The 19,077-nt window shown below is 66.2% G+C and carries 19 protein-coding genes; 14 read left to right on the top strand and 5 right to left on the bottom strand.

All coding sequences use genetic code 11. The annotated features are described in order from the left end of the window. Window positions 1-52 precede the first annotated feature (52 nt). From bamA to GJG85_RS10550, 8 genes are all read left to right on the top strand, one after another. Window positions 53-2,362: an outer membrane protein assembly factor BamA gene (gene bamA / locus GJG85_RS10585; RefSeq protein WP_050012897.1), complete on the top strand. Its 2,310-nt coding sequence runs from the start codon at window positions 53-55 to the stop codon at window positions 2,360-2,362. 64 nt (window positions 2,363-2,426) lie between these two features. Next, a complete protein-coding gene (locus GJG85_RS10580; RefSeq protein WP_048248617.1) occupies window positions 2,427-2,924 on the top strand; it encodes an OmpH family outer membrane protein in 498 nt (165 codons plus the stop codon). A 16-nt stretch (window positions 2,925-2,940) separates the two neighbouring features. Then, window positions 2,941-4,020: a UDP-3-O-(3-hydroxymyristoyl)glucosamine N-acyltransferase gene (gene lpxD / locus GJG85_RS10575; protein ID WP_050012896.1), complete on the top strand. Its 1,080-nt coding sequence runs from the start codon at window positions 2,941-2,943 to the stop codon at window positions 4,018-4,020. A gap of 129 nt (window positions 4,021-4,149) precedes the next feature. Beyond that, on the top strand, window positions 4,150-4,617 hold the full coding sequence (fabZ, locus tag GJG85_RS10570; protein ID WP_006495559.1) for a 3-hydroxyacyl-ACP dehydratase FabZ: 468 nt from the start codon (window positions 4,150-4,152) through the stop codon (window positions 4,615-4,617). A gap of 67 nt (window positions 4,618-4,684) precedes the next feature. After that, the gene (gene lpxA / locus GJG85_RS10565) at window positions 4,685-5,473 is read left to right on the top strand and encodes an acyl-ACP--UDP-N-acetylglucosamine O-acyltransferase (protein ID WP_050012895.1); all 789 of its coding nucleotides are present in this window, start codon (window positions 4,685-4,687) and stop codon (window positions 5,471-5,473) included. 3 nt (window positions 5,474-5,476) lie between these two features. Continuing rightward, window positions 5,477-6,646: a lipid-A-disaccharide synthase gene (gene lpxB / locus GJG85_RS10560; RefSeq protein WP_204383299.1), complete on the top strand. Its 1,170-nt coding sequence runs from the start codon at window positions 5,477-5,479 to the stop codon at window positions 6,644-6,646. Continuing rightward, window positions 6,643-7,296 (top strand): ribonuclease HII, encoded by a 654-nt coding sequence (gene rnhB, locus GJG85_RS10555; RefSeq protein ID WP_050012893.1) that lies wholly within the window; start codon window positions 6,643-6,645, stop codon window positions 7,294-7,296. Before lpxB ends, rnhB begins: the two co-directional genes overlap by 4 nt. 274 nt (window positions 7,297-7,570) lie before the next feature. Continuing rightward, entirely contained in the window at window positions 7,571-8,356 is a 786-nt protein-coding gene (locus GJG85_RS10550; RefSeq protein WP_050012892.1) for an RNA methyltransferase, read from the top strand. A 100-nt stretch (window positions 8,357-8,456) separates the two neighbouring features. Here the strand turns inward: GJG85_RS10550 and GJG85_RS10545 are convergent, their stop codons facing one another. Beyond that, entirely contained in the window at window positions 8,457-9,272 is an 816-nt protein-coding gene (locus tag GJG85_RS10545; RefSeq protein ID WP_006483812.1) for a pyruvate, water dikinase regulatory protein, read from the bottom strand. Window positions 9,273-9,647: 375 nt separating this feature from the next. Between GJG85_RS10545 and ppsA the strand changes: the two genes are divergently transcribed. The 3 genes from ppsA to GJG85_RS10530 all read left to right on the top strand — a co-directional run bounded on the left by ppsA (window position 9,648) and on the right by GJG85_RS10530 (window position 13,658). Next, complete coding sequence (gene ppsA / locus GJG85_RS10540; protein ID WP_050012891.1) at window positions 9,648-12,047, top strand: phosphoenolpyruvate synthase; 2,400 nt, start codon at window positions 9,648-9,650, stop codon at window positions 12,045-12,047. Window positions 12,048-12,254: 207 nt separating this feature from the next. Then, window positions 12,255-12,689: an NfeD family protein gene (locus GJG85_RS10535; RefSeq protein ID WP_089488565.1), complete on the top strand. Its 435-nt coding sequence runs from the start codon at window positions 12,255-12,257 to the stop codon at window positions 12,687-12,689. 33 nt (window positions 12,690-12,722) lie between these two features. Further along, on the top strand, window positions 12,723-13,658 hold the full coding sequence (locus GJG85_RS10530) for an SPFH domain-containing protein (RefSeq protein WP_050012889.1): 936 nt from the start codon (window positions 12,723-12,725) through the stop codon (window positions 13,656-13,658). A gap of 152 nt (window positions 13,659-13,810) precedes the next feature. On the opposite strand, the gene smpB is transcribed toward GJG85_RS10530, so the two are convergent. Then, window positions 13,811-14,257 (bottom strand): SsrA-binding protein SmpB, encoded by a 447-nt coding sequence (gene smpB / locus GJG85_RS10525; protein ID WP_050012888.1) that lies wholly within the window; start codon window positions 14,255-14,257, stop codon window positions 13,811-13,813. A gap of 99 nt (window positions 14,258-14,356) precedes the next feature. On the opposite strand from smpB, the gene GJG85_RS10520 reads away from it, so the two are divergent. Together GJG85_RS10520 and GJG85_RS10515 are read left to right on the top strand one after the other, a co-directional pair. Next, a complete protein-coding gene (locus GJG85_RS10520; RefSeq protein ID WP_006478512.1) occupies window positions 14,357-14,794 on the top strand; it encodes a type II toxin-antitoxin system RatA family toxin in 438 nt (145 codons plus the stop codon). A 4-nt stretch (window positions 14,795-14,798) separates the two neighbouring features. Further along, window positions 14,799-15,122, top strand: coding sequence for an RnfH family protein (locus tag GJG85_RS10515; RefSeq protein WP_050012887.1), 324 nt, complete (start codon window positions 14,799-14,801; stop codon window positions 15,120-15,122). A gap of 42 nt (window positions 15,123-15,164) precedes the next feature. Here the strand turns inward: GJG85_RS10515 and GJG85_RS10510 are convergent, their stop codons facing one another. From GJG85_RS10510 to GJG85_RS10500, 3 genes are all read right to left on the bottom strand, one after another. Further along, on the bottom strand, window positions 15,165-16,130 hold the full coding sequence (locus tag GJG85_RS10510) for a DMT family transporter (RefSeq protein ID WP_124630805.1): 966 nt from the start codon (window positions 16,128-16,130) through the stop codon (window positions 15,165-15,167). Window positions 16,131-16,242: 112 nt separating this feature from the next. After that, entirely contained in the window at window positions 16,243-16,929 is a 687-nt protein-coding gene (locus GJG85_RS10505) for a glutamine cyclotransferase (protein WP_050013032.1), read from the bottom strand. A 31-nt stretch (window positions 16,930-16,960) separates the two neighbouring features. Continuing rightward, window positions 16,961-18,181: a helix-turn-helix domain-containing protein gene (locus tag GJG85_RS10500; protein ID WP_204383298.1), complete on the bottom strand. Its 1,221-nt coding sequence runs from the start codon at window positions 18,179-18,181 to the stop codon at window positions 16,961-16,963. Between the two features lie 114 nt (window positions 18,182-18,295). On the opposite strand from GJG85_RS10500, the gene GJG85_RS10495 reads away from it, so the two are divergent. After that, window positions 18,296-19,060: a DUF899 domain-containing protein gene (locus GJG85_RS10495; RefSeq protein WP_050012884.1), complete on the top strand. Its 765-nt coding sequence runs from the start codon at window positions 18,296-18,298 to the stop codon at window positions 19,058-19,060. Window positions 19,061-19,077: the final 17 nt, after the last annotated feature.

Below are 19,077 nucleotides of genomic sequence, written 5' to 3'. Positions count from 1 at the left end.
CGGCGGCCGCGGGTCAGCCGCCTGATTTGATGCAGCTAAATATTGGGGATGCATGTTGTTCAAACCTCATCGCTTTGTACCTAAGACAGTTGCAGCGGCCGCGCTCGCCGCGCACGGCCTCGCGGCGCATGCAGCGGCACCGTTCGTGGTGCAAGACATCAAGATCGAGGGGCTGCAGCGCGTCGAAGCGGGTTCGGTGTTCGCCTATCTGCCGATCAAGCAGGGCGATACCTTCACGGACGACAAGGCATCCGAAGCAATCCGCGCGTTGTACGCGACGGGCTTTTTCAACGACGTGCGCATCGCCACGCAGGGCAACGTCGTGATCGTGCAGGTGCAGGAGCGTCCGGCCATCGCGTCGATCGACTTCACCGGCACGAAGGAATTCGACAAGGACAACCTGACGAAGGCGCTGCGCGCGGTCGGCCTGGCCGACGGCCGCTACTACGACAAGGCGCTCGTCGACAAGGCGGAGCAGGAGCTCAAGCGCCAGTACCTGACGCGCGGCTTCTATGCGGCCGAGGTCAAGACGACGGTCACGCCGGTCGACGCGAACCGCGTGTCGATCCTGTTCGCGGTGGCCGAAGGCCCGAGCGCGAAGATCCGCCAGATCAACTTCATCGGCAACAAGGCGTTCAGCACCAGCACGCTGCGCGACGAGATGCAGCTGTCGACGCCGAACTGGTTCTCCTGGTACACGAAGAACGACCTGTACTCGAAGGAAAAGCTCACCGGCGACCTCGAGGCCGTGCGCTCGTACTACCTGAACCGCGGCTACCTCGAGTTCAACATCGAGTCGACCCAGGTGTCGATCTCGCCGGACAAGAAGGACATGTACCTGACGGTCACGCTGCACGAAGGCGAGCCGTACACGGTGTCGGGCATCAAGCTGTCGGGCAACCTGCTCGATCGCGAGGCCGAACTCAACAAGCTGATCAAGATCAAGCCGGGCGACCGCTTCTCGGCCGAAAAGCTGCAGCAGACCACCAAGTCGATCGTCGACAAGCTCGGCGAATACGGCTACGCATTCGCGACCGTCAACGCGCAGCCGGACATCGACCAGGCGAACCACAAGGTGAACCTGAACCTCGTCGTCGATCCGAGCCGCCGCGTGTACGTGCGCCGCATCAACGTGGTCGGCAACACGCGCACGCGCGACGAAGTGGTGCGCCGCGAAATGCGCCAGCTCGAAAGCTCGTGGTTCGACTCGAACCGCCTCGCGCTGTCGAAGGACCGCGTGAACCGCCTCGGCTACTTCACCAACGTCGACGTGACGACGGTGCCGGTCGAAGGCACGAACGACCAGGTCGACGTGAACGTGAAGGTCGACGAAAAGCCGACCGGCGCGATCACGCTGGGTGCCGGCTTCTCGTCGACGGACAAGGTCGTGCTGTCGGCCGGCGTGTCGCAGGACAACGTGTTCGGCTCCGGCACGAGCCTGTCGGTGAACGTCAACACCGCGAAGAGCTACCGCACGCTGACCGTCACGCAGGTCGACCCGTACTTCACGGTCGACGGCATCAAGCGGATCACGGACGTCTTCTACCGCACGTACCAGCCGCTCTACTATTCGACGAGTTCGAGCTTCCGGATCATCAGCGCGGGCGGCAACCTGAAGTTCGGCATTCCGTTCTCGGAAGTCGACACCGTCTACTTCGGCGCGGGCTTCGAGCAGAACCGCCTCGACGTCGATTCGAACACGCCGCAGAGCTACCAGGATTACGTGAACGAGTTCGGCCGCGTATCGAACACGGTGCCGCTGACGGTCGCATGGTCGCGCGACGCGCGTGACAGCGCGCTGATTCCGAGCCGCGGCTACTTCACGCAGGCGAACATGGAGTACGGCGTGCCGGTAGGCAAGATCCAGTACTACAAGGCCGACCTGCAGGCGCAGTACTACTATTCGTTCTCGCGCGGCTTCATCCTGGGCCTGAACCTGCAAGGCGGCTACGGTAACGGTATCGGCAACCCGTACCCGATCTTCAAGAACTACTACGCGGGCGGTATCGGCTCCGTGCGGGGCTACGAGCCGAGCTCGCTGGGCCCGCGCGACACGAAGACGAACGACCCGATCGGCGGCTCGAAGATGCTGGTCGGCAACATCGAGCTGACGTTCCCGCTGCCGGGCACCGGCTACGACCGCACGCTGCGCGTGTTCACGTTCCTCGACGGCGGTAACGTATGGGGCAACGCGCCGGGCGGCACGAGTACGGGCGCCAACGGCCTGCGCTACGGCTACGGCGTGGGTCTCGCGTGGATCTCGCCGATCGGCCCGCTGAAGCTGAGTCTCGGCTTCCCGCTGCAGAAGCATGAAGGCGACCAGTACCAGAAATTCCAGTTCCAGATCGGGACGGCGTTCTGACCGAACGCATGACAACAGCAACGAGAGGGTAATTTTGCTAACCGGTAAGTTTTCGAAACGAGTGATGTGCGCGCTGACCGTTGCGCTGGCCTTGGGCGCGGCAACGGTGCACGCACAGGACGTCGCCCGCATCGCGGCGGTCAATTCGGATCGGATCCTGCGCGAGTCGGCGCCCGCGAAGGCGGCGCAGACGAAGCTCGAAGCCGAGTTCGCGAAGCGTGACAAGGATCTGCAGGACCTCGCGGCGCGCCTGAAGTCGATGTCCGATTCGCTCGACAAGAACGGCACGTCGCTGTCGGCGGCCGATCGTGCGCAGAAGCAGCGCGATCTCGCGCAGCTCGACACCGACTTCCAGCGCAAGCAGCGCGAGTTCCGCGAAGACCTGAACCAGCGTCGCAACGAAGAGCTGGCGGCTGTGCTGGAACGGGCGAACAAGGTCATCAAGCAGATCGCCGAGCAGCAGAATTACGACCTGATCGTGCAGGAAGCCGTGTACGTCAGCCCGCGCATCGACATCACCGACAAGGTGCTCAAGGCGCTCGCGTCCGGCTCGACGAACTGAACGGAGCAGACGACGAATGGCATTGACGCTTGAGGCACTCGTAAAGCGGTTCGGCGGCGAGATCGCCGGCGACGCCCAGTGCACGGTCAGCGGCCTCGCGCCGCTCGACCAGGCCGGCCCTCAGCAGCTCGCGTTCCTCGCGAACCCGAAGTACCTGTCGCAGGTCGAGACGACCGGCGCCGGCGCGGTGCTGATCGCGCCGAAGGATCTGGAAAAGCTGGGCGCGGCCGCCGGTGGTCGCAACTTCATCGTGACGCCGAATCCGTACGCGTACTTCGCGCGCGTTGCGCAGATGTTCATCGATCTCGCCACGCCGCCGCGCGCGGCCGGCGTGCATCCGAGCGCGACGATCGATCCGGCCGCGCAGGTCGCCGCGACCGCGGTGATCGGCCCGCACGTGACGGTCGAGGCCGGCGCGGTGATCGAGGACGGCGTGCAGCTCGACGCGAACGTCTTCGTCGGCCGCGGCACGACGATCGGCGCCGGCTCGCATTTCTATCCGAACGCATCGGTGTACCACGGCTGCAAGATCGGCCCGCGCGCGATCGTCCATGCGGGCGCCGTGATCGGCTCCGACGGCTTCGGCTTCGCACCGGATTTCGTCGGCGACGGCGACGCACGCACCGGCAGCTGGGTCAAGATCCCGCAGGTCGGCGGCGTGACGATCGGCCCGGACGTCGAAATCGGCGCGAACACGACGATCGATCGCGGCGCGATGGCGGATACCGTCATCGAGGAATGCGTGAAGATCGACAACCAGGTGCAGATCGGCCACAACTGCCGGATCGGCGCGTACACGGTGATCGCCGGCAGCGCCGGCATCGCCGGCAGCACGACGATCGGCCGCCACTGCATGATCGGCGGCGCGGCCGGGATCGCCGGCCACGTGACGCTCGGCGACTATGTGATCATCACCGCGAAGTCGGGCGTATCGAAGTCGCTGCCGAAGGCCGGCATCTATACCAGCGCGTTCCCGGCCGTCGACCACGGCGAATGGAACAAGAGCGCCGCGCTCGTGCGCAACCTCGACAAGCTGCGCGAGCGCATCAAGGCGCTCGAAGCCGCGCTCGCCGCCCAGGGCGGCGCGGGCGCCTGAGCGCGTCATGCGAGACCACGAACCGGGCACGGCCAGCGCAACCGGCCCGGTTTGCCAGACTGGGCCGCGCGGCGGCCCGCTTCAGCCTTTGCATCACCACCGCGCAGCCTCTGCGTGAGACGAACCATCATGAGCACTGAAAAAATCAATCTCGACATCCACAAGATCCTCACGCTGCTGCCGCATCGCTACCCGATTCTGCTCGTCGACCGCGTGCTCGAACTCGAGCCGCACAAAGGGATCAAAGCGCTGAAGAACGTGTCGATCAACGAGCCGTTCTTCCAGGGGCATTTCCCGAAGCGGCCGGTGATGCCGGGCGTGCTGATTCTCGAGGCGCTCGCCCAGGCCGCGGCGCTGCTGACGTTCGCGGAAGAGCAGCCGAAGGATCCGGAGAACACGCTGTATTACTTCGTCGGGATCGACGGCGCGCGCTTCAAGCGGGTGGTCGAGCCGGGCGACCAGCTGATCCTGAACGTGACGTTCGAGCGCTACATCCGCGGCATCTGGAAGTTCAAGGCGGTGGCGGAAGTGGACGGCAAGGTGGCGGCGGAAGCCGAACTGATGTGCACGGTCAAGACGGCCGACGCGGCGCCCTGAGCGACGCGGCACGCATGGATAACATAACGCGAGCAACGCGACACATCATATCGAGAGGCAACGGCGCATGACCAGGATTCATCCTACCGCGATCGTCGAGCCGGGCGCGCAGATCGACGAATCGGTCGAGATCGGCCCGTACGCGATCGTCGGCCCGCACGTCACGATTGGCGCGCGCACGACGATCGGCTCGCACAGCGTGATCGAGGGCCATACGACGCTCGGCGAGGACAACCGCATCGGCCATTACGCGTCGGTCGGCGGCCGTCCGCAGGACATGAAGTACAAGGACGAGCCGACGAAGCTCGTGATCGGTAACCGCAACACGATCCGCGAATTCACGACGATCCACACGGGCACCGTGCAGGACGTCGGCGTGACGACGCTCGGCGACGACAACTGGATCATGGCCTACGTGCACATCGGTCATGACTGCCGCGTCGGCAACAACGTGATCCTGTCGAGCAACGCGCAGATGGCCGGCCACGTCGAGATCGGCGATTTCGCGATCGTCGGCGGCATGTCGGGCGTGCACCAGTTCGTGCGCATCGGCGCGCATTCGATGCTGGGCGGCGCGTCGGCGCTCGTGCAGGACATCCCGCCGTTCGTGATCGCGGCGGGCAACAAGGCCGAGCCGCACGGGATCAACGTCGAAGGGCTGCGCCGGCGCGGCTTCTCGGCCGACGCGATCTCGGCGCTGCGCAGCGCGTACCGCTTGCTGTACAAGAACGGCCTGTCGCTCGAGGAAGCGAAGGTGCAACTGCGCGAGCTCGCGGAAGCGGGCGGTGACGGCGATGCACCGGTGAAGGCGCTCGTCGAGTTCATCGACGCGTCGCAACGCGGCATCATCCGCTAAGCGATGCCGCTCACCACCCATCAGCTCCGGCTCGCGATGGTGGCCGGCGAGCCGTCGGGCGACCTGCTCGCGGCGTCGCTGCTCGGCGGGCTGCGCGACCGGCTGCCCGACGCGGCCCAGTATTACGGGATCGGCGGCCCGCGCATGATCGCGCAGGGCTTCGACTCGCACTGGCAGATGGACAAGCTGACCGTGCGCGGCTATGTCGAGGCGCTGGGCCAGATTCCCGAGATCCTGCGGATTCGCGGCGAACTGAAGCGCCAGCTGCTCGTCGAGCGGCCGGACGCGTTCATCGGCGTCGATGCACCCGATTTCAACTTCAGCGTCGAACAGGCGGCGCGCGACGCGGGCATTCCGTCGATCCACTTCGTATGCCCGTCGATCTGGGCGTGGCGCGGCGGCCGGATCAAGAAGATCGCGAAGTCCGTCGATCACATGCTGTGCCTGTTCCCGTTCGAACCGGCGATCCTCGACAAGGCCGGCGTCGCATCGACCTACGTCGGTCATCCGCTGGCCGACGACATTCCGCTCGAACCCGACACGCACGGCGCGCGCATCGCGCTGGGTCTGCCGGCCGACGGCCCCGTGATCGCGGTGCTGCCGGGCAGCCGGCGCTCGGAGATCGCGCTGATCGGCCCGACGTTCTTCGCGGCGATGGCGCTGATGCAGCAGCGCGAGCCCGGCGTGCGATTCGTGATGCCGGCCGCGACGCCCGCGCTGCGCGAACTGCTGCAGCCGCTCGTCGACGCCCATCCGCAGCTCGCGCTGACGATCACCGACGGCCGTTCGCAGGTCGCGATGACGGCCGCCGACGCGATCCTCGTGAAGAGCGGCACCGTCACGCTGGAAGCCGCGCTGCTGAAGAAGCCGATGGTGATCTCGTACAAGGTGCCCTGGCTGACCGGGCAGATCATGCGCCGGCAGGGCTACCTCCCGTATGTCGGCCTGCCGAACATCCTGGCGGGGCGCTTCGTCGTGCCGGAGCTGCTGCAGCATTTCGCGACGCCCGAGGCGCTCGCCGATGCGACGCTCACGCAACTGCGCGACGACGCGAACCGCCGTACGCTGACCGAAGTGTTTACCGAAATGCATCTGTCGCTGCGGCAGAACACGGCCGCGAAGGCGGCCGAGGCCGTCGTGCGCGTGCTCGAACAACGCAAGGGGCGCGCATGACGGCAGTCCGTGCACCGCGTCGCCGCGCGACCAGCGACGTGCAGGGCGGTTTCGATTTCAGCCGCCCGGACGAGATCGTCTGCGGCGTCGACGAAGCCGGCCGCGGCCCGCTCGCGGGGCCGGTGGTGGCCGCCGCGGTGATTCTCGATCCGGCGCAGCCGATCGACGGGCTCGACGATTCGAAAGCGCTGTCCGCGAAAAAGCGCGACATGCTGTACGACCTGATCGTCGCGCGTTCGCGCGCGTACTGCGTCGCGTCGGCGAGCGTCGACGAGATCGATACGCTGAACATCCTGCATGCGACGATGCTCGCGATGAAACGGGCGGTCGAAGGGCTGTCGGTGCTGCCGACGCTTGCGCAGATCGACGGCAACCGTTGCCCGACGTTGATGGTGCGTGCCGAGGCGATCGTCAGCGGCGACGCGCTCGTGCCGAGCATCTCGGCCGCGTCGATCCTCGCGAAGGTCACGCGCGACCGGATGCTGGTCGACCTGCATGAGCGCTTTCCCGTGTATGGCTTCAACGTGCATGCCGGGTACGGCACGCCGAAACATCTTGCCGCGCTGCGCGAGCACGGCCCGTGCGAAGTGCATCGGCGTTCGTTTGCCCCCGTGCGCGAGGCGCTCGACCTGAGGGCCTGTTCCCGCTAATAACGGGCTTGCGCTGGCCGCCAGAAGGGCCGAGCGCAAGGAATGGGCCGCGGCGAATACCTGGCGTATTCGCAAGGAGCATGACGCCGCGATCGGCCCTTCTGGCGACCAGCCCCTGGAAAGGGATTTTTTAGTTTCGGGAACGTGTCTTGCCGGCCGCATTGCGGCGTCGCGCGTCACTTGTTTGGCTCGGCCAAACGGCGCTCCTTGCTTCTTGCACTGCGACCGGCAAGACACGTTCGCAAGCCCGTTATTAGCGGGAACAGGCCCTTTGATGAAAAGCATTACTTCCCGCGACAACCCGCTGTACAAGCGCCTGAAGGCGCTCGCGGGTTCGACGCCCCAGCAGCGCCGCAGCGGCCAGGCGCTGCTCGAAGGTTTCCACCTCGCGAGCGCGTACCTCGATACGGGCGCGACGCCCGAACTGTGCGTGACGACCGAAGGCGCGCTCGGCCATGCCGAGGCGCAGGCGATCGTCGCGCGCATCGACGCGCAGCGGATCGTCACGCTGCCGGACGCGTTGTTCGGGCAGTTGTCGAATGTCGTCAACGGCGTCGGCTTCCTGCTGCTGGTCGATCGGCCGGCGCAACCGCTGCCCGAACGCGTGACGCACACGTCGGTCGTGCTCGACGGCGTGCAGGATGCCGGCAACGTCGGCTCGATCCTGCGCAGCGCGGCGGCGGCCGGCGTGCGTCACGTGTTCTGCGCGCCGGGGACGGCCTACGCGTGGTCGTCGAAGGTGCTGCGCTCGGGCATGGGCGCGCATTTCTTGTTGTCGATCCATGAGGACGTCGAAGCGGCGGCGCTGGCCGAACGCCTCGGCGTACCGGTCGCGCTGACCGACTCGCACGGCGCGCAGGCGGTCTACGACTGCGACCTGTCAGGGCCCGTCGCCTGGGTGTTCGGTAACGAAGGCGCCGGCGTGTCGGCGTTCTGGCGCGACGCGGCCACGCATCGGGTGACGATTCCGCAGCCGGGCGGGATGGAGTCGCTGAACGTTGCTGCTGCGACAGCGGTGTGCCTGTTCGAGCAGGTACGGCAGCAGCGGCGGCCTGCGTGACGCCGCACGTGTTGCATGTGCGGTAAAACGAAACAAGGCCGCGTTCGACGCGGCCTTGTTGTTTTCGGCGACGGCCCGACGGCGGCCTGCGCTCTCGCGCTCAGTACGATTGCCGGTCGAGGCGGATTTCCTGCAGGATCGTCGTCGCGATTTCCTCGATCGACTTGTGCGTCGACGACAGCCACTTGATCCCTTCGCGGCGCATCATCGCCTCGGCCTCGTTGATCTCGTAGCGGCAGTTCTCGGGCGCCGCGTACTTGCTGCCCGGCCGGCGCTCGTTGCGGATCTCCGACAGGCGCTGCGGGTCGATCGACAGCCCGAACAGCTTCTCACTGTACGGCGACAGCGCCGACGGCAGCTTGCCGCGTTCGAAATCCTCCGGAATCAGCGGATAGTTGGCCGCCTTCACGCCGTACTGCATCGCGAGGTACAGGCTCGTCGGCGTCTTGCCGCTGCGCGACACGCCGACGAGGATCACGTCGGCTTCCGACAGGTTGCGATTCGACTGGCCGTCGTCGTGCGCGAGCGAGAAGTTGATCGCCTCGATCCGCGTCTTGTATTCCTCGGTGTCAGCGTTCTGGTGGCCGCGGCCCATCGCGTGGCTCGACTTGAGCTCCAGTTCCTGCTCGAGCGGTTCGACGAAGCGCTGGAACATGTCGAGCACGAGCGCGTTCGAGCGCTTGACGATGTCGTTCGACTCGCTGTCGACGAGCGTCGTGAACACGATCGCGCGGCGGCCGTCGTGCACGGCGGCTTCGTTGATCTTCTCGACGGTCGCATAGGCCTTGTCGAGCGAGTCGACGAACGGCACGCGCACGAGGCGGAATTTCTGGTCGAACTGGGAGAGGATCGAGTGCGCGAAGGTTTCGGCAGTGATCCCGGTGCCGTCGGAGACGATGAATACGGTAGGCAGCATGAATCTGGACGTCGAGCGTGAAGGGCAGTTGCGCGGGCGGCTGGAGGCGTGCCTCCAGACCCAGTGACAAGGTCGCGCCACATCCGGCAGCCGGCACGGTAGAATAGCGGCAACCTGTTGGATAAGCAATTGCGGGGGCGGGGCGCGAACGGCGTCCGCGACTTGGCCGCGAGATTCAAGAATTCCCGGCAAGTCTGGCGATTTGTCTGCAAATATCGCCCTTCTGCCGGGATTTTTGCAAATCGGGTCGGAAGATTTTCGCCGCTGCGAGTGTTTATCTAACAGGTTGCGCAAGACGCGCCGCGCCTTTTTGCAAGCGCCCGCGTCCGAGCCCACTTGCGCGATCGAGCATTTTTTTCACACTTAGGGGCTTGTATGACTAACGCAGCAAACGTCGCAAAGGACCAGGCGTATGTAATTCCGTTCGAGCAGTTGCGGATGACCGATGTGGAGATCGTGGGCGGCAAGAATGCGTCGCTCGGCGAGATGATCAGCCAGCTTTCCGAAGCAGGCGTTCGCGTACCCACCGGTTTCGCCACGACCGCGCTCGCATTCCGCGATTTCCTCAAGCACAACGACCTCACCGATCGCATCGCCAAGCGTCTCGAGTCGCTCGACATCGACGACGTGAAGGCGCTCGCCGAAGCCGGTGCCGAAATCCGCAAGTGGATCGTCGACGCGCCGCTGCAGGAACGCCTCGAGCAGGAAATCCGCGCGCAGTTCGAAGTGCTGAAGAACGGCTCGCCGGCCGAACTGTCGTTCGCCGTGCGCTCGTCCGCGACCGCGGAAGACCTGCCCGACGCATCGTTCGCCGGCCAGCAGGAGTCGTATCTGAACGTCGTCGGCATCGACGACGTGCTCGACCGCATGAAGCACGTGTTCGCGTCGCTGTACAACGACCGCGCGATCTCGTACCGCGTGCACAAGGGCTTCACGCACGCCGAAGTCGCGCTGTCGGCCGGTGTGCAGCGCATGGTCCGCTCGGACGTCGGCGCGGCCGGCGTGATGTTCACGATCGATACCGAATCGGGCTTCAAGGACGCCGTGTTCATCACGTCGAGCTACGGCCTGGGCGAAACCGTCGTGCAGGGCGCGGTGAACCCGGACGAGTTCTACGTGTTCAAGACGACGCTCGCGCAGGACAAGTACCCGATCATCCGCCGCTCGATCGGCTCGAAGCTGATCAAGATGGAATTCACGCAGCCGGGCGAGCCGGGCCGCGTGAAGACGGTCGACGTGCCGCACGAGCAGCGCAACCGCTACTCGATCACCGATGAAGACGTGATCGAGCTGGCGAAGTACGCGGTCATCATCGAGAAGCACTACCAGCGTCCGATGGACATCGAGTGGGGCAAGGACGGCCGCGACGGCAAGATCTTCATCCTGCAGGCGCGTCCGGAAACGGTGAAGAGCCAGGCGAGCGGCAAGGCCGAGCAGCGCTTCAAGCTGAAGGGCCAGTCGCAGGTGCTCGCGACGGGTCGTGCGATCGGCCAGAAGATCGGCGCGGGCCCCGTGCGCGTGATCCAGGATCCGTCGGAAATGGAACGCGTGCAGCCGGGCGACGTGCTGGTGGCCGACATGACCGACCCGAACTGGGAGCCGGTGATGAAGCGGGCGGCGGCGATCGTCACGAACCGTGGCGGCCGTACCTGCCATGCGGCGATCATCGCGCGTGAGCTCGGCGTGCCGGCAGTCGTCGGCTGCGGCGATGCAACGGACGTGCTGAAGGACGGCGCGCTCGTCACCGTGTCGTGCGCGGAAGGCGACGAAGGCAAGATCTACGACGGGCTGCTCGAGACGGAAGTCACGGAAGTGCAGCGCGGCGAACTGCCGGAAATCCCGGTCAAGATCATGATGAACGTCGGCAACCCGCAGCTCGCGTTCGACTTCTCGCAACTGCCGAACGGCGGTGTGGGTCTCGCGCGTCTCGAGTTCATCATCAACAACAACATCGGCGTTCACCCGAAGGCGATTCTCGAGTACCCGAACATCGACCAGGACCTGAAGAAGGCGGTCGAGAGCGTCGCGCGCGGTCACGCGTCGCCGCGTCAGTTCTACGTCGACAAGCTGACGGAAGGCGTCGCGACGATCGCGGCGGCGTTCTATCCGAAGCCCGTGATCGTGCGTCTGTCCGACTTCAAGTCGAACGAGTACAAGAAGTTGATCGGCGGTTCGCGTTACGAGCCGGACGAGGAAAACCCGATGCTGGGCTTCCGCGGCGCATCGCGCTACATCGCCGAGGACTTCGCGCAGGCGTTCGAGATGGAATGCCGTGCACTGAAGCGCGTGCGTGACGAGATGGGCCTGACCAACGTCGAGATCATGGTGCCGTTCGTGCGGACCGTGAAGCAGGCGGAGCGCGTCGTCGGCCTGCTCGAGAAGTTCGGCCTGAAGCGCGGCGAAAACGGCCTGCGCCTCGTGATGATGTGCGAAGTCCCGACCAACGCGATCCTCGCCGAAGAGTTCCTGGAGCACTTCGACGGTTTCTCGATCGGCTCGAACGACCTCACGCAGCTCACGCTCGGCCTCGACCGCGATTCGGGCATGGAACTGCTGGCAGTCGACTTCGACGAACGCGACCCGGCCGTCAAGTTCCTGTTGAAGCGCGCGATCGATACCTGCCGCAAGATGGGCAAGTACGTCGGGATCTGCGGCCAGGGCCCGTCCGATCACCCGGACTTCGCGCAATGGCTGACCGACGAAGGCATCGTGTCGATCTCGCTGAACCCCGACACGATCATCGATACGTGGCAGGCGCTCGCCAACCGCAAGTAACGATCGGGCATGCAACTTCGGCGAAAGGGCGGTCCGCCGCGCTTTCGTTGAAGGCAAAATGCAAGGTTCGTGCTATAAACACCCCGGTAAGCACCGGGGTGTTTTTTTTCGTCGGTACGCGCGGCGATCTCGCGTGTGCCGAGCGCTGCGTGCAGTTGCGCACGCAGCGAATAGAGTGAGCATCGGGGCGTTTTTCTGGAGACCACAATGATGTCGGGGCATCTGTTCTGGTGGGTCGGGGTCGGCGTGCTGGTCGTCGCGGAGTTGCTGACGGGCACGTTCTATCTGCTGATGATCGCGCTCGGCTTTCTCGCGGGCGGTGTGTTGCAACTGGCCGGTTTCGCGCCGCACGTGCAGTTCGGCGCGGCGGCCGCGGTCGCGATCGTCGCGATGATCGCGCTGCGCCGCTCGGGGCTCGGCCGCAAGCAGAAGCGCGATACGTCGACGAATCCCGACGTCAATCTCGATATCGGCTCGACCGTCACGGTCGACGCGTGGCGTGACGGTCGCGCGCGCGTGCAGTATCGCGGCGCCGACTGGGACGTCGAGCTCGCGCACGGCGAGCGCGACGATGCGCACGTGTACCAGGTCAGCGCCGTGCGCGGCAATTGCCTCGTGGTCGTGGCGAAACCCGCGGGCTGATCGTCCGCTGATACAACAAGGAGAGAATATTTCATGGATTCGCTGATCATCTGGGTTGTCCTGCTCGTCATCGCGATCGTGATCGTGTCGAAGACGGTGAAGATCGTGCCGCAGCAGCATGCATGGGTGCTCGAGCGCTTCGGGCGCTACCACGCGACGCTGTCGCCCGGTCTCAATATCGTGCTGCCGTTCGTCGATCGCATCGCATACCGGCACGTGCTGAAGGAAATTCCGCTCGACGTGCCGAGCCAGGTCTGTATCACGCGCGACAACACGCAGTTGCAGGTCGACGGCGTGTTGTACTTCCAGGTAACCGATCCGATGAAGGCGTCCTACGGATCGAGCAACTTCGTGCTGGCGATCACGCAGCTCGCGCAAACGACGCTGCGCTCGGTGGTCGGCAAGCTCGAACTCGACAAGACGTTCGAGGAACGCGATTTCATCAACCACAACATCGTGTCGGCGCTCGATCAGGCAGCGGCGAACTGGGGCGTGAAAGTGCTGCGCTACGAGATCAAGGACCTGACGCCGCCGAAGGAAATCCTGCACGCGATGCAGGCGCAGATCACCGCGGAGCGTGAAAAACGCGCGCTGATCGCCGCATCCGAAGGCCGCAAGCAGGAACAGATCAACCTCGCGTCGGGTGCGCGTGAAGCCGCGATCCAGAAGTCCGAAGGCGAACGGCAGGCCGCGATCAACCAGGCGCAGGGCGAAGCCGCCGCGATTCTGGCGGTGGCCGAGGCGAACGCGCAGGCGATCCAGAAGATCGCGAGCGCGATCCAGTCGCAAGGCGGGATGGACGCGGTGAATCTGAAGGTCGCCGAGCAGTATGTCGGCGCGTTCGCGAATCTCGCGAAGCAGGGCAACACGCTGATCGTGCCGTCGAACCTGTCGGATCTCGGCACCGCGATCTCGTCGGCGCTGACGATCGTCAAGAACGCGGGGGCGGCGTCCGGCGCGAAGGGCTGAGCCCGATGCGATGCGCGCGCGGCTGCCGCGTGCGCATCGTCGTGCGACGAATCGTCGCGCAGTCGGGCAAACCGGACGCGCGATTCAGGTAGTCAAAAGCGACACGGCCCGCTTCGAGCGGGCCGTGTCGTTTGCGATGAACGCCGTGTGCGTCAGGTGCCGGCGCGCATGATGCGCGCCTTCTCGCGTTCCCAGTCGCGTTTCTTCTCGGTTTCGCGCTTGTCGTGCAGCTTCTTGCCCTTCGCGAGCGCGATGTCGCATTTCACGCGGCCGCCCTTGTAGTGGAAGTTCAGCGGCACGAGCGTATAGCCGCGCTGCTCGACCTTGCCGATCAGCTTCTTGATTTCGTCGCGGTGCAGCAGCAGCTTGCGCGTGCGGACCGGGTCGGGCTTGATGTGCGTCGAGGCCTCGGGCAGCGGGCTGATATGGGTCCCGATCAGGAAGATCTCGGCGTTCTTCACCACGACGTAGCCTTCCTTGATCTGGCCGCGTCCGGCGCGCAGCGCCTTGACTTCCCAGCCCTCCAGCACGAGCCCCGCCTCGTAGCGTTCCTCGATGTGATAATCGAAGTGCGCTTTCCTGTTGTCGATGATGCTCATGAAAGGATCGGGCCAACTCGTTTAAAATCACGATTTTAGCAAAGCGGGGCGGGAATCGCCCGGCTTGGCGTTCCCACTTTAAGCGATGCCGCGCGATTTATGGCAGATGTCCAGAAAACCGTATTGATCCGTCACTCGGCGGAACAGATGTTCGACCTCGTCACCGACGTGGCCGACTACCCCAATTTCCTGCCCTGGTGCGGCGGTGTCGAGGTTCGCCGTCAGGACGAGAGCGGAATGGAAGCGCGCATCGACATCAACTTCAAGGGTATCAAGCAGCATTTCGCGACGCGCAACACGCAGCAGCGTCCGACACGGATCGACATGGAGTTCGCGGACGGGCCGTTCAAGAAGTTCACGGGTTCGTGGCGCTTCATCCCGCTGCGCGCCGACGCGTGCAAGATCGAATTCGCGCTGCACTACGAGTTTTCGAGCATCCTGCTCGAGAAGATCATCGGGCCGGTGTTCAGCCACATCGCGAACACGTTCGTCGATTCGTTCGTGAAGCGCGCGGACCAGCGCTACGGAAAGGGGTGACGCGATGCTGTCGATCGAAGTCTGCTATGCACTGCCGGACCGCCAGACGCTGATTCCGCTGTCGCTGCCCGAAGGCGCGACCGTGCGCTCGGCGATCGACGCGAGCGGCGTGCTCGCGCTGCACCCGGAGATCGATCTCGCGCACGCGAAGACGGGCGTCTACGGCAAGCTCGCGCCGCTCGATGCGCCGCTCGTCGACCACGATCGCGTCGAGATCTACCGTCCGCTGATCGTCGATCCGAAGCTCGCGCGCCAGCGGCGCGTCGACAAGTCCCGCCGCGACGGCTCGATCGAGGGCCGCAAGTGGATGCACAAGGACGCGCGCTGACGCGTCGTTCGCGCTGATGGGTCCGATCAAACGCCGCGGCGCTCAGTGGGCCGCGGCGTTTGCGTTTGTCGGCGCGCCGCCCGGCGTGTCGCCATGCTTTCGTACCGAGCCGTATACACCGGCGAGCAGCAGCACGAGCGCGGCGATCTCCAGCACATGCGGCATTCGCCGGTCGTACACGAACGCGTACAGCATCGCGAACACGGTTTCGAACACGATCAGCTGACCCGACAGCGTCAGCGGCAGCCGCTTCGACGCGGCGTTCCACAGCCCGTTGCCGAGCCACGACGCGCCGATCGCGAGCACGAGGTTCAGCAGCCAGAACAACTGCCAGCGCGATGCGGGCACGGCCGCCTGCACGGCGCCGGCCGGCAGCGCGAGGATCGCCACCCAGCAGAGCGCGCCGATCAGACCCGTCACGACACCCCACAGCACCGACCATTCGTTGCCGCCGAAATGGTGATGGCGCTGCAGGTATCGCGTATTTGCCACCGCATACCAGGTCCAGCTCGCGAGCGCGCCCGCCGCGCAGGCGATGCCCGCGAGCTTCTGGGCGAGCGTCGTCGCGTGCGCGGCTTCGGACGTAAACAGATCGACGTTGATGCAGACGATGCCCGCGATCACCAGCGCGAGCGGGGCGGCAAGCCGCCGCAGCGGCATCGCGCCTTGGTCGCCGAGGCCCGCGAGCGTGACGGTCACGGGCAGCACGCCGACGATCAGCGAACTCGGCGCGATGCCGATCAGGTGCACGGCGCCGGACAGCAGCATGTAGTACGCGACGTTGCCGATGACGGCGAGCCTCACGAGGGCGACGAGATCCTCGCGGGTCAGCCGGGCCAGCAGCGCGCGCGCGGCCGGCAGCGCGGCCACGAGCGACACGAGGCCGTACATCGTGTAGCGGCCGGCGCTCAGCAGCAGTGGCGAGAAATCGGTCAGCAGCCGCGGAACCAGAAACACCATGCCCCACATGGCGCCCGCCAGGACACCGTACACCACGCCGCGCTGCATCGACCGCTCCGAACAAAATGACCGAGGTGCGCGCATCTTAGCGATGCCGTCGCCGCGGCGTCTTGTTCATTCCTGCACTCGGGGCATGGAGTGGTTTCGACAGGGCGGCGAATCAATCCTCTGTCGAATCGGGCGTCGCCGCCGCGCCGTCGCCGGCGACACGCGCGCGCGCCGGGCGCCGCACGGCACGCAGCTTGCCGCTGTTGCCGCCGCCGCAGTAGAAGCGGTCGTGACCGTCGGATTCGAGCCCCGACACGCCGACGCCGGCCGGCATGTCGATCTGCTCGAGCACTTCGCCCGTGCGCGGATCGATGCGCCGCAGGTCGCTCCGGTCGGCCTCCCACGTGCCGTGCCACAGCTCGCCGTCGACCCACGTCACGCCGGTGACGAAGCGGTTCGATTCGATCGTGCGCAGCACGGCGCCCGACTGCGGATCCACCTGATGAATCTTGCGTTCGCTGTACTGGCCGACCCACAGCGTGCCTTCCGCCCACGCGAGCCCCGAATCGGCGCCGCCGCCGGGCGCCGGGATCGTCGCGAGCACGCGGCCCGATTCGGGGTCGATCTTCTCGATGCGGTCCTCGACGATCTGGAACAGGTGGCGGCCGTCGAATGCGGTGCCCGCGTGCGCGGCGACGTCGAGCGAACGGACGATCGTGCCGCGCTCGGGGTCGAGCGCATTCAGCTTGTCGCCGGACGCGTACCACACGTGCTGCCCGTCGAACGTGACGCCGTGCACGCCGTCGACGCCCGGAAACGGGCCGTATTCGTGAAGGATGTCTGCAGTGGAGCGTTTCATGTTCGTCACCTCGTGGTTCGATGAGGCCATCCTAATCGCCCGGCAGCGCAACCGGGAGTAACAAGGTCGTCGCGAATCCGGGCAGCGGTGGCGTCATCCAGCGGCGCGCGCGTGCGCGGCCGAGCGCCTGCACCTTGCCGGTTTCCGCGAGCGCATCGAGCGCGCGCTGCACGGTGCGCTGGCTGGCGCCGAGCGCGAGCGCCAGCGCGGAGCTCGACCACGCTTCGCCGTCGGCGAGGAGCGCGAGCAGGGCCGCGTGCCGATCGTCGACCGGGCGCGCGAGGACGACGGTGTCGCGCACGCCGAGCGGTTCGAGCGCGAAGCCGCGCGGTGTCGCGACGACGTTCGCGAGCGGGCGCAGCACCGCGCGCAGCCGGCCGATTTCGACACGCAGCCGCGCACGATGCGATTCGTCGGCCTGTTTCGCGCGGAACGCAGCGGCGACGAGCGCGTTTCTCGACACGTCGGCCGGCCACGCTTCGCCAAGCGCGCGGGCGAGCACGAACAGCACCGGACGCCGCGCGAGCGACACGGTCGTGCGCGCATCGCGCACCGTGTGGCGGCATGCGTCGACGACCAGCGAATTCGACTCGAACAGCGTCTCGACTTCGTCGAGCGACACGAGCCGCGACGTGCCGCGCGCGATGAGCCGCGCGGCCGGTGCGTCGAGTGCGAGCGCCGCGGTGTCGACCTCGGCCGTCAGCGCCGCGATGCCGGCGGCGCGCGCGGCTGTCCGCGCACGGTCGAGCGCCGCACGGGCCGCATGCGTGCGGATGCGGCGCATCGCGATGCCGGCTGCGATCAATTCATGGGCGGCGCGCGATGCGGGCGGCAGCGGAGCGGGATCGAGATGCGCAAGCAGCTGCTCGGCCTCGTCGAGATGGCCGATCAGCAGCAAGCGGCGCACGCCGAGATAGCGGGCATGCGCGACGTTCGCGTGGTCGCCGTGCGCGTCGAGCGTCGCGCAGGCCGCATCGAGCGCGCGCGTCGGCCAGTGCAGGTCGCGCGACGCGAGCGCGATCTCGGCTTCCGCGACGACGCAGCGCGCCCGCGCGACCGCTTCTTTCGCGCCGAATGCGCGTGCGGCGCCGCGCACGAGCGCGCGTGCACGGTCGAAATCGCCGAGCTGCGCGAGCGCGATCCCGCGCAGCGCGAGCGCCGGCGCATCGTCGCGCAGCGCGACGCGGTTCAGTGCGCCGAGCGCGTCACCGGCCGCGAGCGCGCGCGCGGCCGCCGTGATCAGCGAATCCATCCGAATCCCGACACACTTGTCACTCCCTCTGGCCCGATGCCGGCCACTAATCTAGCACCACGCACACGGCTCCGGATGCCGTGCCCGGATACCCATCGGAAGGAGGAACCTGCAATGACGACCCATCTCACCGGAACCCGCGACGAATGGCTGGCCGAACGTCGCGCGCTGCTCGACGCGGAAAAGGCGCTGACGCGGCAAAGCGACGAACTCGCGCGGCGGCGCCAGGCGCTGCCGTGGGTGCGCGTCGACAAGACTTACCGGTTCGATACCGAGGACGGGCAGGCGACGCTCGACGACCTGTTTCACGGCCGTTCGCAATTGCTCGTCTATCACTTCATGTTCGGCCCCGACTACAAGGCGGGCTGCCCGTCGTGCTCGGCGCTTGCCGACGGCTTCGACGGCTTCGCCGTGCATCTGGCGCACCACGACGTGACGCTCGCGGCCGTGTCGCGCGCGCCGCTCGCGAAACTGCTCGCATACCGGCAGCGGATGGGCTGGACGTTCCCGTGGGCGTCGTCGGTCGGCAGCGATTTCAACTTCGACTTCAACGTGTCGTTCACCGAAACGCAGCAGCGCGCGGGCGACGTCGAATACAACTATGCGCGGGCCGGCCATGCGATGGACATGGATCCGCCGCCGGCACCCGTCGTACAGTTCGCGGCCACGTGCGGCACCGACGCACGCAGGTATTCGCTCGACCGGCCGGGAATGAGCGCATTCGTGCGCGAGGACGGCGCCGTCTATCACACGTATTCGACTTACGCGCGCGGCCTCGACGGGTTGTGGGGGATGTACCAGTGGCTCGATCGCGCGCCGCTCGGTCGCAACGAGGCCGGCCCATGGTGGCGCCGTCACGACGAGTACGCGCGCGGTTGAGCGGGGTGGCCACGGGC

This window comes from Burkholderia sp. MS389 (assembly GCF_016899425.1).
Lineage (GTDB): Bacteria > Pseudomonadota > Gammaproteobacteria > Burkholderiales > Burkholderiaceae > Burkholderia > Burkholderia sola.
This window is presented reverse-complemented; position numbering and strand designations above follow the sequence as displayed.

What these genes read in the sequence shown, in the direction of transcription:
- bamA (WP_050012897.1), top strand. Translation starts at nt 53, where the DNA reads ATGTTGTTCAAACCTCATCGCTTTGTACCTAAGACAGTTGCAGCGGCC.
- GJG85_RS10580 (WP_048248617.1), top strand. Translation starts at nt 2,427, where the DNA reads ATGTGCGCGCTGACCGTTGCGCTGGCCTTGGGCGCGGCAACGGTGCAC.
- lpxD (WP_050012896.1), top strand. Translation starts at nt 2,941, where the DNA reads ATGGCATTGACGCTTGAGGCACTCGTAAAGCGGTTCGGCGGCGAGATC.
- fabZ (WP_006495559.1), top strand. Translation starts at nt 4,150, where the DNA reads ATGAGCACTGAAAAAATCAATCTCGACATCCACAAGATCCTCACGCTG.
- lpxA (WP_050012895.1), top strand. Translation starts at nt 4,685, where the DNA reads ATGACCAGGATTCATCCTACCGCGATCGTCGAGCCGGGCGCGCAGATC.
- lpxB (WP_204383299.1), top strand. Translation starts at nt 5,477, where the DNA reads ATGCCGCTCACCACCCATCAGCTCCGGCTCGCGATGGTGGCCGGCGAG.
- rnhB (WP_050012893.1), top strand. Translation starts at nt 6,643, where the DNA reads ATGACGGCAGTCCGTGCACCGCGTCGCCGCGCGACCAGCGACGTGCAG.
- GJG85_RS10550 (WP_050012892.1), top strand. Translation starts at nt 7,571, where the DNA reads ATGAAAAGCATTACTTCCCGCGACAACCCGCTGTACAAGCGCCTGAAG.
- GJG85_RS10545 (WP_006483812.1), bottom strand. Translation starts at nt 9,272, where the DNA reads ATGCTGCCTACCGTATTCATCGTCTCCGACGGCACCGGGATCACTGCC.
- ppsA (WP_050012891.1), top strand. Translation starts at nt 9,648, where the DNA reads ATGACTAACGCAGCAAACGTCGCAAAGGACCAGGCGTATGTAATTCCG.
- GJG85_RS10535 (WP_089488565.1), top strand. Translation starts at nt 12,255, where the DNA reads ATGATGTCGGGGCATCTGTTCTGGTGGGTCGGGGTCGGCGTGCTGGTC.
- GJG85_RS10530 (WP_050012889.1), top strand. Translation starts at nt 12,723, where the DNA reads ATGGATTCGCTGATCATCTGGGTTGTCCTGCTCGTCATCGCGATCGTG.
- smpB (WP_050012888.1), bottom strand. Translation starts at nt 14,257, where the DNA reads ATGAGCATCATCGACAACAGGAAAGCGCACTTCGATTATCACATCGAG.
- GJG85_RS10520 (WP_006478512.1), top strand. Translation starts at nt 14,357, where the DNA reads ATGGCAGATGTCCAGAAAACCGTATTGATCCGTCACTCGGCGGAACAG.
- GJG85_RS10515 (WP_050012887.1), top strand. Translation starts at nt 14,799, where the DNA reads ATGCTGTCGATCGAAGTCTGCTATGCACTGCCGGACCGCCAGACGCTG.
- GJG85_RS10510 (WP_124630805.1), bottom strand. Translation starts at nt 16,130, where the DNA reads ATGCAGCGCGGCGTGGTGTACGGTGTCCTGGCGGGCGCCATGTGGGGC.
- GJG85_RS10505 (WP_050013032.1), bottom strand. Translation starts at nt 16,929, where the DNA reads ATGAAACGCTCCACTGCAGACATCCTTCACGAATACGGCCCGTTTCCG.
- GJG85_RS10500 (WP_204383298.1), bottom strand. Translation starts at nt 18,181, where the DNA reads ATGGATTCGCTGATCACGGCGGCCGCGCGCGCGCTCGCGGCCGGTGAC.
- GJG85_RS10495 (WP_050012884.1), top strand. Translation starts at nt 18,296, where the DNA reads ATGACGACCCATCTCACCGGAACCCGCGACGAATGGCTGGCCGAACGT.